The following is a 13,338-nucleotide window of genomic DNA, read 5'->3' as shown; positions in this document are numbered from 1 at the left end:
GCAGACGGCGAGGGCCGCCGCACCGGATCCGGTGCGGCGGCCCTCGCCGTCTGCGGGTCTCCCCGGGTCAACCGTGGCGCTCTCGCCTCCCGGCACCCCGGAGTCCCACCCGGTCCGAGATCGTTCGGCAGGTCGCGGGCGGTCCTCATCTTGCGCGACGTGCTCGAGTGGTCGGCCTTCCGCCCGTTTAGCCCGCGTCCCGCTGAGGGGGAGAAAGGCCCCACGCCGGTGGGACCTTTCGCCCTGCCGCCGCGTCGTGCCGCCGCCGAGCATGGAGACGGGGGTGAGAACGACGTCCGGGTTCCGTGACCTCCGGCATGCAGGAGGCACGGGCGCGGGCGGGGGGAAGAGAGGAGACGGGCCATGACGCTGCAGGTGAAGGATGTCATGGGGCTTGTGGCCATCGCGGTCCGCCCTGAGGCGACGTTCGCCGAGCTGGTGACGACGATGCGCCGCTACAAGGTGGGCGCCGTCGCGGTGATCGACGAGGAGGGACGCCCGATCGGGATGGTCTCCGAGGACGACCTGCTGCTGATCGCGGTCGACGCCGGGGTGGTCCGCGTCAGGGGGAGGCTGGCCAGGCGCTCGCAAATCGCCCGGCTCGTCGAGGCGGGACGCCGGATAGAGGGGGTCATCGAGGTCGAGGTCGACATCGCCTACGAGCAGGACGACCTGGCCAAAACCCCGCCACTTCGCGTCTGATCTGCGAGTGTCTGGCTGATGAATGTCCGGCCCGTGGGCCGCCGTCCGGCGAAGACAGGCACTCCCCGTCTTACGAGGCGAGATCTTCGGATGCGAGACTTCGCTGTATGGGGAGGATCGAGCCCGGCGGGCTGCTGCCGCATCTGCGGCTGGATGAGCTGTTGTCGGAGCTGCAGGTGCGACTGGAGGCGGTGCTGGCCACCCGGGACCGGGTGCACGCGCTGCTGGACGCGGTCGTGTCGGTCGGCAGCGACCTGGACCTGGAGACGGTGCTGCGCCGGATCGTGGAGACCGCGACCACCCTGGTCGAGGCCAGCTACGGCGCGCTTGGCGCGATCGGCGAGCAGAACACCCTGATTCAGTTCATCCCGGTCGGGCTGAGCGAGGAGGAGATCGCCCGCATCGAGCACTGGCCGCACGGCCTCGGTCTGCTCGGTCTGCTGATCAAGGAACCCCGGCCGCTGCGCCTGGCCCACATCTCCGACCACCCCGAGTCCTACGGCTTCCCGCCCGGCCACCCGCCGATGGGGTCCTTCCTCGGCGTGCCGATCCGGGTCCGGGAGGAGGTCTTCGGCAACCTCTACCTCACCGAGAAGCGCGGTGGCGGCGCCTTCGACGAGGAGGACGAGGCGATCGTGGTCGCGCTGGCCACCGCGGCCGGGGTGGCCATCGAGAATGCCCGGCTGTACGAGGACAGCCGCAGGCGGGAGGTGTGGCTGCAGGCCTCCTCCGAGGTGACCACCAGCCTGCTGTCGGGAGCCGATCCCGGTCAGGTGCTCACCTTGATCGCCAGGCGGGCACGACAGATGGCCGGTGCCGACCTGGTGGCGGTCCTGCTGCCCGACGGCGCCGGGCAACAGGACCTACGAGTGATCATCGCCGACGGGGCGGAGGGCGAGCAGAGGACCGCGGTTCTCCAGGCAGAGGCCGCGATCGGCGACTCCTTGGAGGGACAGGCCTTCAGCAGCGGCCGGCCGCTGATGGTCACCACTCCCGCCGAGTTGCCGACTCCGGTCGCGATCGCCGAGTACGTGTCGTTCGGTCCGGTGGCCGCCGTGCCGATCGGTCCTGCGGGCGCTGCGCGCGGGGTGCTTTCGCTGGGCAAACGCTCGGGCCGCATCCCGTTCAGTCAGGCCGAGCTGCACACGTTGCACGCTTTCGCCGGGCAGGCCGCGATCGCGCTCGAACTGGCCGAGAGCAGGATGGACGCCGAACGGCTCGGCCTGCTCGAAGACCGTGACCGGATCGCCCGTGACCTGCACGACGTGGTGATCCAGCGGCTGTTCGCCGTGGCCATGACACTGATGAGCACTGTCCGGCTGGTCGAGCGGCCCGAGGCCTCCTCCCGGCTGCAGAACGCGATCGACGAGCTCGACGCGACCATCAGGCAGATCCGCTCGACCATCTTCGCCCTGCAGACCCCCCAGCACGACGCGGAGGCCGGGCTGCGGGCGCAGATCGTCGGGCTGGTCGAGGGGGCACGCGGTCATCTGGGGTTCATGCCGGGCCTGCAGATGGAGGGACGGCTGGAGCACGAGGTGCCACCGGAGGTGGCCGAGCATCTGCTGGCCGTACTGCGTGAGGCGCTGTCCAACATCGTGCGCCATGCCAAGGCCTCGCAGGCCGACGTACGCGCCGAGACGACCGGTGACCGGCTCACGCTGGTGGTGACCGACAACGGCACGGGACTGCCCCAGGACGGCAGGCGCAGCGGGCTGCGCAACCTCGCCGAGCGTGCCGAACAGCTCGGCGGCTCCTTCAGCCTCGACTCACCGCCGCAGGGCGGTACCCGGCTGGAGTGGAGCGTGCCCCTCTGAGACCCCGGGTGCCCGGGTCAGCGTCTGATGCGGCGCCCCGAGACCTGCTCGGCACGTACCACGATGAAGTGGTTGCGTTCCCCGGGGGCCCAGGCCGTCAGCGGCAGCCGTGACAGCCGGGCGATCTGCCCCGGGTCGGATACGGCGTGTGCGCGGCCGACGGCGGTGACCGACCAGCCGGTGCGGGCGGGCAGGTCGAAGTCGTCGATCTCGAACGCCACCACGGTGTGGCGGGTGGCGGCGGCCAGCTTGGAGCCGGTGCCGGTGCGGATGACGATGTCCTCGCCATCGAGGCAGAAGGTGACGGGCTGCACCGCGGGAAGGGCGTGGTCGGTGAAGACGATCCGCCCGATCGTGGCCGAGGAGAGCAGGGCCAGGCACTCCTGGCGGGAGAGCACGTCCAGTCCGGCCGAATCGACGTTCATGCCTGTCAGCTTCGCCCGGTGATCGGGTCGCTGGGCAGAGGCGAAGGTCCTCTCATCCGGCACGATCGGCCCTCACCAAGGTGGCGGGGAGTTCGGGGGTGCGGGTGGGGCCGAGTCCGTCGTGGAAGTCGACCGGGACGGCCGTCTCCGCGGCGCACGGGGAGACCGCCTGCAACCGGTGGAACACGTACAGGTTGAGGACCTGCTGCGCCCTGGGGTCCTCCGCGGGCAGGTGCTCCCGGTGCCACAGGCGTTCCCAGGCTCGGACGTGCCGCTTCGCCAGTGCCTCGAAGGAACCGGCGCGCACCACCGCGGACCTGGCCCTGGCCTCGCTCTCGGCGGCGGCCCGGTCCGCCGAGGTGTACAGGGCCACGATCTTCTCCACGGTCACCTCCTCGCCCTCCCGTACCTCGACGGCCCGGTCGTCGCTCACCCGGCCCTCCTCGACCCCCCGCTCGGCACCCTGCTCGGCACCCTGCTCGGCACAGCCCCCGGCGTCTTCCCCGATGCTTGTACGGCACAGCCCACCCGCCAGCGTGGTGCGGGCGGCAAGCGCGATCTCCACACCCGAGGTCGCGGTGCGCGTCAGCAGTTCGATCACCCCGTGGGCGGCGTGCGCGCAGATCGGGACGAGGTGCCGGTCGGCCTGTTCCGGGTCGTGGGCGAGGTGGGAACCGGTGACACGCCCGTCGAGCATCGAGCGGACCTCCAGCGTGCCGCTCCAGTTCTCCGGGACGATCGTCACGGACAGGGCGGCCAGGTGCCGGTCGGCCATCGAGACCAGACGCCGCTGTTCCACCCGGGTGACCCGGCCGAGGGGGTCACGGACCCGCAGCAGCCGGCTCAGCATTCCCCGGCGCATGTCGAGAGTGTGGTGACACCGCAGCATCTCGGCGTTGTCCGGGCTGAGCCAGTCGCCGTCTCCGGCGCGGAAGGTGAGGGGCAGCCAGTTCGGCACGTTGACGAGGTCCTCGTCCTCGACGGGGCGGTTCGCGGCCTGTGCGGGAGGCAGGTCGTGGCAGCCGGAGACGTAGGTGGCGGGATGGTGCACGCCGTCCGCGCGTGCCTCGGGCACGGTGCCCCGGGTGGCGAAGTAGCCGTTGCCGAGCGTCGTCAGCATCTCTCTCAGCCCCTCGTGGGCGGGATCGAAACCGTCGTGGGTGAGGAGCCAGGGGTTCACGTCTTCTCCCGTCGAGTCGTGCTTCCACCAGGGCGCCGGACGAATCGGGCCGGCCTGCCCGGGACCGCGTGGCACGGTGTCGCGACTGTCCGCATTCCACTACGGGAAAGGCGTGGTGACGAGGGCCGGAAGTCCCTGACAACCAGGTCTTTCGGCCACCGTGAACACCGCTCCCTCCCACGGACTGACCCGTCGGCCCCGGAGAGAGCGCAGAAGAGCGGACATAGGTCCCGCGCATCAAGGACCTTCGCCGCTGACGCCGCCTGGGCCGCCCGAGGGATGGTCGTGGAGAGGGAGAGGAGGGGGTAGTCATGCGGGTCGAAGATGCCATGGAGACGATCAACGCGGCGGTCCAGGCCGCGGTGTGGGCGCCGTCGGTGCACAACACCCAGCCTTGGTCGTTCGCCGTCGACGGCGAGGAGATCGCCCTGCGGGCCGACAGTGACAGGAAGCTGCGGCTCGGCGACGTCATGGGCAGGGAGCAGCTGGTCAGCTGCGGTGCCGCCCTGATGAACGTACGGCTTGCGCTGCGCGCGCTCGGCCGTGAGGCGCAGGTGCGGGTGCTGCCCGACCCCGACCGTCCCGCTCTGCTGGCCACCGTACGGCTCGGCGGGGCCGTCGAAGCCGACGAGCACACCCGGCTGCTGCACGCCCAGATCGAACGCCGCCGCACCCACCGTGCCGGATTCACCGACGAGCCGGTTCCCGGCCACCTCGTCGAGGAACTCGTCTACCAGGCCGCCGCGGAGGGGGCACGGCTGACGCCGATCCGCGACGAGGCCGCGGTGCGGGTGCTGGCCGCGCTCACCGACGCCGCCCAGGAGGTGCAGTCCCAGGACAGACTGTTCACCCTGGAGGTGATCCGCTGGGGCAGGCCTCCGGGAAGCACCCGTGCCGACGGGGTTCCGGCCGAGAGCTACCCTCGCGAGCCGAGGAGGACCCGCCCGCACTTCGCCCAGCGCGACTACGCCCACGGCCATCCGTGGGGTGGCGAGAGCGACCAGTTCGCCGCGACCTCGACCGGGCTCGTCGCGGTGTTGACCACTCAGGCAGACTCCCGCGAGGACTGGATCGCGGCCGGTCAGGCGCTGCAGCGCGTCCTGCTGCACGCCTGCGCCCACGGGGTCCGCGTGGCCTTCCACACCCAGGCACTGGAGATGTTCCACCTGCGGGAGTTCATGCGCCAGGAGCTGCTGTCCGGGGAGAACGCTCAGATGATCATGCGCCTCGGCTTCACCGGGGACGAGGGCGTGGGGGTCAGACGCCCGGTCGGCGAGGTGCTGGAGGACAGGGGGATCTGACGGCGCTCATGTCTTCGCCGGGCCGGTCATGGCGGCGCGCTCGATCTCGATGAGCGAGCTGTTCCTGCGGTCCGCCTCATAGGCGGCCCGGCCGCCTCGCAGCCCGAACAGTCGTTTCGTCCAGGCCAGGTAGACGAGCAGGGCCAGGTTGACCAGGAATGCGCCGAGCCTGAGCAGGGTGACCCGCTGGATCAGCTCGTGGATCTCCAGCGGCAGGAAGATCCCGGTGGCGACGAACGCGAAGTACTCGCCCCAGCGTTTGAGCAGCCACAGCCCCACCGCCTCGACCAGTTCGATCGCGGCGTAGCCGAGCAGCGCGGCGGTGATCCAGCCGAGCGTCGCCTGGCTCGCGCCCAGCGCCTCCTGGATCCAGGACAGGATCCTGGAGTGCTGGACGTCGAGCCCGGCCTCGCCGAGGATCGGCAGCTCCTTCTCGAAGATCTGCTGTAGCGACCCCCTGCTCCCCCTGAAGCGCCATACGGCGTAGGCCCCCAGGACCAGCACCACCACCCTGATCAGACGCTCGACCGCGAAGACCCGCAGTACGACGGTGTCGCGCAGGTGACGATCCCTGCTCACGTCCGGCGCCTGGTCCGCGGGCCCGCCGCCGTCCGCCGCGCCGACCGTGAAGTCGGCGCAGCGCAGGCAACGCCACGCCTCACCCGCCGCCGTACGCGCGCGCAGCCGGTCGCGCAGGGCGGGCTCGTCGGGAGCGTAGGTGCGGTGGCCGGTGAAGGCACAGGTCAGCAGCGACCAGTCCATGATCACAACGCTAGGCGTGCCCGCCGGGCCCGGCTACGCGCAACACGCCCGGTTTGAGGTGTCATTACCCCCGCGAGGAGCCGAGGCGTCTGACAAGTCCTGATCCGGCCATCGACCTGTCATTGACAGCCGGTTGGCCGTCGCCCATGGTCGGTAGGGATCGCTTGCCATGGTGTGGGGGAGATCATGTCCGAGGCCGGGACAGAACACCGGTACGTCATCGTCGGTGCGGGGCCCGCCGGACTGCAGCTGAGTTACTTCCTGAAACGGGCGGGCGCCGATTACGTGACGCTGGAGCGCGAGGACGTGCCCGCGCGTTTCTTCCGCGACTACCCGCGCCACCGCAGGCTGATCTCCCTCAACAAGGTGCACACCGTGAGCACCGACCCGGAGATCCGGCTGCGCTGGGACTGGAACTCGTTGCTCAACGACTCCCCCGAGCTGCTGTTCCCCAACTACAGCGGCGACTACCTCCCGCAGGCCGACGACATCGTGCGCTACCTCGCCGACTTCCAGCGGCTGCACGGGCTCGCGGTGCGGTACGGCACCGCGGTCGAGCGGATCGAAAGGACCGGCGACGGCTTCCTCGTGCACACCGCGGAAACCACGCTGCGTTGCCGCTGCGTCATCGTGGCGACCGGCTGGGGCGAGCCGTACGTTCCTCCGATCCGGGGCATCGAGCACGCCGTCGGCTACGAGGAGATGCGGGTCGACCCGGAGGCGTACGCCGGGCAGCGGGTGCTCGTCGTCGGCAAGGGAAACTCGGCGTTCGAGACCGCGAGCGCGATCCTCGGCCACGCCGCGATGGTGCACCTGGCGAGCCGCAGGCCGCTGCGTCTGGCCTGGAACACCAAGCATCCCGGCGACGTGCGGGGACAGTACGGCGCGATCCTGGACAGCTACCAGTTCAAGACGCTGCACTCGGTGCTCGACTGCACCATCGACGAGATCTCTCCGGTCGGAGACCGCTTCGAGGTCCGCATCACCTACACCCACGCCGACGGCGAGCAGGCCGTGCTCGAGTACGACTCGGTCATCAGATGCACCGGCTTCAGGATGGACACCACACTCTTCGACCCGGGGTGCCGTCCCGAGCTGGAACGCGACGACAGGATCCCGGCGCTCCGCCCCGACTGGCAGTCGGCCAACGTGGACGACCTCTACTTCGCGGGCACCATCGCCCAGGCGCGCGACTTCCGCAGGGCGTCCTCCGCCTTCATCGACGGCTTCCGCTACAACCTGCGCACGCTGACCGCCCTGCTGCGCGAGCGCTACGACGGGGTCCCGCTGACCCACGACATGATCCCCGCCGAGCCACAGAAGCTGACGTCGCTGGTGCTGGACCGGGTGAACTGGAGCTCCGCGCTGTGGACCCAGTTCGAGTATCTCTGCGACGTGCTGGTCCTCGACGAGGAGACCGGGCAGGTACGGCACTACACGGACCTGCCGGAGGACTACGCGGTCTCCCGGTTCCAGGACTCACCGCACTACTACACGGTCACGTTGCGCTGGGGCCGCGACGACCACGGCGACGTCTTCGCCATCGAGCGGCACCCCCAGCCGGACCGGGCGCAGGAGAGCGCGTTCATCCATCCGGTCATCCGGCGCTACCGCGGCCCCGAACTCGTCGCGGAACGGCACCTGCTGGAAGACCTGCTCGCCGAGTGGCGTCGCCCCGACCGGCACGTCGTGCCCCTGCTGGCCTTCTTCGAGGAGAACCTGGCCTAACGGCACCGGTCAGATCGGCGTGCTCTCCATGGGGCGCGGGTCGTACGTCGCGGGCGGTGCCGTCCACGCGACGAGGTGGTCCACGACGTCGGCGAGCCCGCCGTCCCCCGTGGCGGCACGTCGCTGCCGGGTGGCCCCGTCACCGCCCTCAAGCAGACGCTTCAGCCAGCCGGTGACGAGGTCCAGGTCGCCGTGCTCCTCAAGCGCGGGACGAGCCGCTTCGAGCAGGCCTACCGTCAGCTCGGCCGCGGGCACCGGTCGTCCCGTGCGCACGTCGATCCCGTGCCCGCCCAGCCCGTCGCGGGCGGCCCGCCAGTAGGCGATCCGCATCAGCTCGGCCGAGACGACGGGCCCGGGGTCGCCCCTGTCGACCGCGCTGAGCGAGGTCACCACCAATGCCCTGACCAGCGCGGCGACCATCGCCGACTCCTCCGCGGTCATCGGCACGTCGGCCGCCCTGATCTCCAGCGTCGGCTGGTGCGCCGACGGCCGGATGTCCCAGAAGACGGTGCCGGCGTCGACCAGGGCGCCGGCCTCCTGGAGGGTCGCGACGAACTCGTCGTACTGGGCGGCCGAGGCGAAGTACGGCGGCGGCCCCGCGACCGGCCAGCGGTTCCATACGAGGGTGCGCCAGCTGGCGTATCCGGTGTCGCGTTCGGCCCAGTACGGCGAGTTCGCCGTGAGCGCGATCAGCACCGGCAGGTGGGGGCGCAGATGGTTGCTCACCAGCACCGCCCGATCCCGCTCGGGCAGCTCAACGTGCACGTGCAGGGCGCAGATGCTCAGCTCGTCGTGCAGTCCCCTGAAGGTCGCCGTGCCAAGGTCCTGCCGGGGCCCCTCGGTCATCGGCGAGGGGACCACGTTCCCCAGCACGGGCGTGCCGCTGGCCATGATCCGCAGTCCTTCCGCGGAGGCCGCCGCGTCGAGCACCGCGCGGCCCTCCGCGAGCTGGCCGTACAGCTCCGTGATGGTACGGCAGGGCGTGGTCCGCGCCTCGAGCTGGAGCTTGGTGATCTCCCCGCACACCCGGGTGCCCAGACGCTCGCCCGCGCGGCGCAGCACCGCCTCCGCCCTGGGCACCGCGGACCTGGTAACCGGGTCCACGACCAGGAACTCCTCCTCGACCCCGAACCGCGGAGGCGTCCGGCCCCGCACTCCGTCCCGCGTGTCGAGCGGTAAACCGTCGTCGTTGTTCATCGTCGCGCTCGCCTTCGCGATAACCCCAACGGCCGCGGGAGGCGCGGCTGATCACAGCGTATTGGGGGTCCACCGTCCGGCGTGGGGCTTCCGTCAAGTCGGTGTCGCCAGCACCTGTTCGATGAGCGCGGCCAGCAGCGCGGCCCGGTCCGGCATCGCCCGCACGTCGACGTACTCGCCGCGGGCGTGCGCGCCGCCGCCGACGGCACCGAGCCCGTCCAGGGTCGGCACGCCGAGCGCGCCGGTGAAGTTGCCGTCCGACGCGCCCGGCGCGTGCGCGCCGGGCGGTGGCGGCAGGCCGATGTCCTTCGCCGCTGCCTGCGCCATCGTCAGCAGCGGCAACGCCACGTCCGGTGTCAGCGGATAGCGGTTGATCCCACCGCCGACGGACAGCACGGCCTCGGGAAGCCGCGTGGCCATCCGGCGGATCCCCAGGTCAACCCTTTCCAGTTCGTCCCGCGTCCACGCGCGGACGTCGACGGCGAGGGTCGCGGCCTCCGGCACCGTGTTCGTCGTCGTGCCGCCCGCGAGCACCGTCGGGGTCACACTCGTCTCCTCGGACGGGGACGCGAGCGCCTGTACGGCGAGTATCTGGTGGGCGATCTCCACGGTGGCGTTGACGCCCCGCTGCGGTTCGACACCGGCGTGCGCGGCCTTGCCGCGGACCGTGAGGCGGTAGACGGACCCGCCCTTGCGCGCGACCTTCAGCCCCCCGGTCGGACTGCTCGCCTCGCAGACCAGCACCGCCCCCGAGCGCAGGGCCTGGCGCTCGATCAGCGTGCGCGAGGTGGCGGAGCCGCTCTCCTCGTCGCAGGTGAGCAGCACGCCGACCCGTGAGGTGTCCGCGACCAGGCCGAGGGCGGTGAACATCTGCACGATGCCCGCCTTCATGTCGTAGACCCCGGGACCCGTCGCCGTCTCACCCGTGACGGCGAACGGCCACTGCCGGATCGTGCCCGCGGGCCACACGGTGTCGAAGTGACCCAGCAGCAACACCCGCTGGTCCCGCGCCGACCAGAGCAGATGGGGGAGCCCGTCCCGGACGACCCGTCGCGCCGGTCTGCCGAGTACGGCCTCACCCCAGCCCGCGACCAGGTCGGCGCAGGCCCTCAGATGGGGAATCGAGCCGGGGGGCGACTCGCACGAGACCAGCTCGCCCAGCCGGTCAACCATCGTCGCGGCGTCCTCGTGCGCCGCCCGGCGCATGGCGCTCAGTGGTCTCATCGGGGGTCTCATCGAGGGTCTCATCGGGCTCCTTCGGCGTGGAGGCCCCGGCCGGGTGCCGGGGAACGCGGAGCGGCGCCGTACTCCCGACAGAGCGCGACGCAACCTCTGGCATGACCTGATGTCACATCAGTTCATCAAGTGTCAGATATTTCACCGCTTGGGGCTTCTTTTCCGTTGCCCACCTCACGCTTGAGCGGGTACGGCGGCCCGCTGGTCCGCCGCGCCCGGCTGCCCGCGACCGGGGGCCGTCGCCCCGAATATTCATGCGACACAGCGCCGGAAAAACGAAAGGATGGGTCCTCTTTCGGTTTTTGGGGTTTTCGGGGAGCCAGCACGTGCACACCTACCGGCGCGATCTCGACATGCTCCGGGAGCGGAGCTTCGCCCTGCTGCTCGTCGCCCGGACCATCTCGGTGCTGGGTACCTCCTTCGCCCCGGTGGCCCTCGCCTTCGGCGTCCTCGCACTGCCGGGGGCGACGGCCACGACGCTCTCCGTCGTCCTCACCGCGGAGTCGCTGCCGATGGTGGTGTTCATGCTCGTCGGCGGGGTGATCGCGGACAGGCTGCCACGTCACCGGGTGATGATGGCCGGTGAGGCGCTCAACGCGGTGGCGTTCTTCTGCCTCGCCGCGATGCTGCTCACCGGCTGGACTCCGCTGCCCGCCCTGGCGACCGCGGCGGCGTTCAGCGGTGTCTCGATGGCGGTCCTCTTCCCCGCGCTGACCGGCATCGTTCCCGACGTCGTCCCGGCCGAGCGGCTGCAGACCGCGAACGCCCTGCTGGGGCTGGGCACCAACATCTCGCGTGTCGCCGGGCTCGTCCTGGGCGGGGCGATGGTGGTCCTGCTCGGCTCCGGCTGGGCACTGGCCCTGAGCGGCGCCATGTTCTCCGTCGCGGGCGTGCTCGTGGCCGCGCTGCGTCTCACCCCCGCGGAGCGTTCCGCGGAGGAGCGGCACTCGGTGCTCGCCGACCTGCGCGGCGGCTGGCGCGAGTTCAGCTCCAGGCAGTGGCTGTGGGTGGTGGTCGCGCAGTTCTCCGTGCTGGTGCTGGCCATCCAGGCCGCGCACGGCGTGCTCGGGCCACTGGTGGCCAAGGAACAACTGGGCGGGGCGTCCGCCTGGTCGGCCGTCCTCGCGGGCGAGGCGGTCGGCATGATCGCGGGCGTCTTCGTCACGCTGCGGCTGCGGCCTCGCAGGCCCATCCTGGTCGCCACGCTCCTGACCCTGCCGAGCGCGTTGCCGTACCTGCTGCTCGGCATCGGGGCTCCGCTGTGGACGATCATCCTCGGGGCCGTGGTGATGGGGGTCTGCTTCGACGTCTTCGGCGTGCTGTGGAACACCACGATGCAGCGTGAGATCCCGGCGGAGTCGCTGTCCCGGGTCAGCTCGTACGACGCCCTCGGGTCCCTGATGTTCGGCCCGATCGGCCTGATGCTGGCCGGTCCCGCGGCGATCGTGATCGGCCCGAGGGGCGCGCTGCTCGGCTGTGCCGCCATTGTCCTGCTCGCCTCGCTGGCCGCGCTGCTCTCTCCCGGAGTGCGTGGGCTGCGCGCTCCCGACCCGGCCGAGGAGGCCGTGGGAACGGCGGTGAGAGAGGGGTGAACCCGGGGAGTTCTTCGCCTTTGCTCTGACATGGGGCCGCCGTTGACACCCCCAGAAGCGCATGAAACCGTACGTACGGTGTACGTTCGCGTGCGTTCTCGTCCGTGCGCGCCCCTGGAAGAGGAGTCACCGTGTCGACTCACCGGCTCTACACCACTCCCGTCGACAAGGCCACCTGGGACGTGCCGATGGCCGGTGACGCCCGTTTCACCTGGGAGTACGACGAGGGCAGGGAGAAGCTGCTGACCCTGTACCAGAAGGGCAAGGACAAGCAGTGGGACTCGGTCAAGCGCATCGACTGGGACCTGGAGGTCGACCCCTACGACGCGCTCGGCATCCCTGACCAGTCACTGGCCGTCTACGGGACCAGGCACTGGGAGAAGATGAACGACCGGCAGCGCCGGGAGGTGCGCCGTCACGCGGCGTCCTGGCAGTTCTCCCAGTTCCTGCACGGCGAGCAGGGGGCGATGATCACCGGGGCCAGGATCGTCGAGACCGTGCCGGACCTGGACGCCAAGCTCTACTCGGCGACCCAGACCATGGACGAGGCCCGGCACGTCGAGATCTTCTCCCGGTTTCTGCACGAGAAGATCGGGATGGTCTACCCGATCAACGGCAAGCTGCAGGACCTGCTCGGCGAGACGCTCAGTGACTCGCGCTGGGACATGCCCTACCTCGGCATGCAGGTCCTCATCGAAGGTCTCGCGCTGGCCGCCTTCGGCGTCATCCGCGACGTCAGCACCAAGCCGCTGCCCAAGCAGATCCTGGCCTACGTCATGCAGGATGAGGCACGGCACGTCGCCTTCGGCCGCCTGGCGCTGCGCGACTACTACGGACAGCTGTCGTCGGCCGAGCTGCGCGAGCGTGAGGACTTCGTCATCGAGGGGTGCTACCTGATGCGCGACCGCCTTCGCGGGGTCGAGATCTGGGAGAACTTCGGGATCGCCCATGACGAGGCCCTGGAGATGCTCAAGGACTCGCCGTACCTCAGGATGTTCCAGAGCCTGCTGTTCAGCCGTATCGTCCCGTGCGTCAAGGACATCGGCCTGTGGAGCGACCGCATCCGCCAGGCCTACGACGACATGGGCGTGCTGGAGATGTCCAAGGGAGATCTCGACGCCCTCATGAGGCAGGACGAGGAGATCGCGGATCGGATCGACGTCGAGCGCTTCGCCGCCGAGGAGGCCGTACGCCGGCAGGAGGTCGACGCGGTCATCGCGGAGGCGGCTGCCTCGTCCTGAGGCGGTCCGGGTGTCATGCGATTCGGGCGTCATGTGGTCCGGGCGTCATGCGATTCGGGCGGAGCGGGTCCCGGAGGGTCCGGACGGCTCGGAGGAGGCCGGGTGAATGTCCGGAGGGTTCCGGTTCTCCCGGTGAAAACCCTTGGCGGCTCTCTGG

11 protein-coding genes are annotated in these 13,338 nt (G+C 70.5%); 6 read left to right on the top strand and 5 right to left on the bottom strand.

All coding sequences use genetic code 11. From position 1 onward, the window contains the following. The first annotated feature begins 363 nt into the window (after positions 1-363). Both AB0395_RS24635 and AB0395_RS24630 read left to right on the top strand, forming a co-directional pair. A complete protein-coding gene (locus AB0395_RS24635; protein WP_366284203.1) occupies positions 364-702 on the top strand; it encodes a CBS domain-containing protein in 339 nt (112 codons plus the stop codon). 107 nt (positions 703-809) lie between these two features. Further along, positions 810-2,519 (top strand): GAF domain-containing sensor histidine kinase, encoded by a 1,710-nt coding sequence (locus AB0395_RS24630; RefSeq protein ID WP_366284201.1) that lies wholly within the window; start codon positions 810-812, stop codon positions 2,517-2,519. Positions 2,520-2,536: 17 nt separating this feature from the next. Here the strand turns inward: AB0395_RS24630 and AB0395_RS24625 are convergent, their stop codons facing one another. Together AB0395_RS24625 and AB0395_RS24620 are read right to left on the bottom strand one after the other, a co-directional pair. Then, positions 2,537-2,944, bottom strand: coding sequence for a pyridoxamine 5'-phosphate oxidase family protein (locus AB0395_RS24625; protein WP_366284199.1), 408 nt, complete (start codon positions 2,942-2,944; stop codon positions 2,537-2,539). 52 nt (positions 2,945-2,996) lie between these two features. Further along, entirely contained in the window at positions 2,997-4,124 is a 1,128-nt protein-coding gene (locus tag AB0395_RS24620) for a hypothetical protein (RefSeq protein ID WP_366284196.1), read from the bottom strand. A gap of 311 nt (positions 4,125-4,435) precedes the next feature. On the opposite strand from AB0395_RS24620, the gene AB0395_RS24615 reads away from it, so the two are divergent. Continuing rightward, positions 4,436-5,425 (top strand): nitroreductase family protein, encoded by a 990-nt coding sequence (locus AB0395_RS24615; RefSeq protein WP_366284193.1) that lies wholly within the window; start codon positions 4,436-4,438, stop codon positions 5,423-5,425. 6 nt (positions 5,426-5,431) lie between these two features. Here AB0395_RS24615 and AB0395_RS24610 read toward each other — a convergent pair whose 3' ends face one another. After that, the gene (locus tag AB0395_RS24610; RefSeq protein WP_366284190.1) at positions 5,432-6,187 is read right to left on the bottom strand and encodes a DUF2127 domain-containing protein; all 756 of its coding nucleotides are present in this window, start codon (positions 6,185-6,187) and stop codon (positions 5,432-5,434) included. A 186-nt stretch (positions 6,188-6,373) separates the two neighbouring features. Between AB0395_RS24610 and AB0395_RS24605 the strand changes: the two genes are divergently transcribed. Further along, on the top strand, positions 6,374-7,915 hold the full coding sequence (locus AB0395_RS24605; protein ID WP_366284187.1) for an NAD(P)-binding domain-containing protein: 1,542 nt from the start codon (positions 6,374-6,376) through the stop codon (positions 7,913-7,915). A gap of 9 nt (positions 7,916-7,924) precedes the next feature. On the opposite strand, the gene AB0395_RS24600 is transcribed toward AB0395_RS24605, so the two are convergent. Together AB0395_RS24600 and AB0395_RS24595 are read right to left on the bottom strand one after the other, a co-directional pair. Then, positions 7,925-9,112 carry a glutamate--cysteine ligase gene (locus AB0395_RS24600; protein WP_366284184.1) on the bottom strand — a complete coding sequence of 396 codons (1,188 nt, stop codon included), beginning with the start codon at positions 9,110-9,112 and terminating at the stop codon, positions 7,925-7,927. Positions 9,113-9,205: 93 nt separating this feature from the next. Further along, on the bottom strand, positions 9,206-10,336 hold the full coding sequence (locus AB0395_RS24595) for a M20 family metallopeptidase (RefSeq protein WP_366284182.1): 1,131 nt from the start codon (positions 10,334-10,336) through the stop codon (positions 9,206-9,208). Positions 10,337-10,674: 338 nt separating this feature from the next. Between AB0395_RS24595 and AB0395_RS24590 the strand changes: the two genes are divergently transcribed. Beyond that, complete coding sequence (locus AB0395_RS24590) at positions 10,675-11,940, top strand: MFS transporter (protein ID WP_366284179.1); 1,266 nt, start codon at positions 10,675-10,677, stop codon at positions 11,938-11,940. Between the two features lie 131 nt (positions 11,941-12,071). Next, positions 12,072-13,181, top strand: a complete 1,110-nt coding sequence (locus AB0395_RS24585) for a ferritin-like domain-containing protein (protein WP_366284177.1) — start codon at positions 12,072-12,074, stop codon at positions 13,179-13,181. The last annotated feature ends 157 nt before the right edge of the window (positions 13,182-13,338 follow it).

The sequence above is a fragment of the Streptosporangium sp. NPDC051023 genome (assembly GCF_040689595.1).
GTDB lineage: Bacteria > Actinomycetota > Actinomycetes > Streptosporangiales > Streptosporangiaceae > Streptosporangium.
The sequence above is the reverse complement of the archived record's forward strand: the minus strand, read 5'-3'. Positions and strand labels throughout refer to the sequence as shown.

What these genes read in the sequence shown, in the direction of transcription:
- AB0395_RS24615 (WP_366284193.1), top strand. Translation starts at nt 4,436, where the DNA reads ATGCGGGTCGAAGATGCCATGGAGACGATCAACGCGGCGGTCCAGGCC.
- AB0395_RS24630 (WP_366284201.1), top strand. Translation starts at nt 810, where the DNA reads ATGGGGAGGATCGAGCCCGGCGGGCTGCTGCCGCATCTGCGGCTGGAT.
- AB0395_RS24605 (WP_366284187.1), top strand. Translation starts at nt 6,374, where the DNA reads ATGTCCGAGGCCGGGACAGAACACCGGTACGTCATCGTCGGTGCGGGG.
- AB0395_RS24595 (WP_366284182.1), bottom strand. Translation starts at nt 10,336, where the DNA reads ATGAGACCACTGAGCGCCATGCGCCGGGCGGCGCACGAGGACGCCGCG.
- AB0395_RS24625 (WP_366284199.1), bottom strand. Translation starts at nt 2,944, where the DNA reads ATGAACGTCGATTCGGCCGGACTGGACGTGCTCTCCCGCCAGGAGTGC.
- AB0395_RS24635 (WP_366284203.1), top strand. Translation starts at nt 364, where the DNA reads ATGACGCTGCAGGTGAAGGATGTCATGGGGCTTGTGGCCATCGCGGTC.
- AB0395_RS24610 (WP_366284190.1), bottom strand. Translation starts at nt 6,187, where the DNA reads ATGGACTGGTCGCTGCTGACCTGTGCCTTCACCGGCCACCGCACCTAC.
- AB0395_RS24600 (WP_366284184.1), bottom strand. Translation starts at nt 9,112, where the DNA reads ATGAACAACGACGACGGTTTACCGCTCGACACGCGGGACGGAGTGCGG.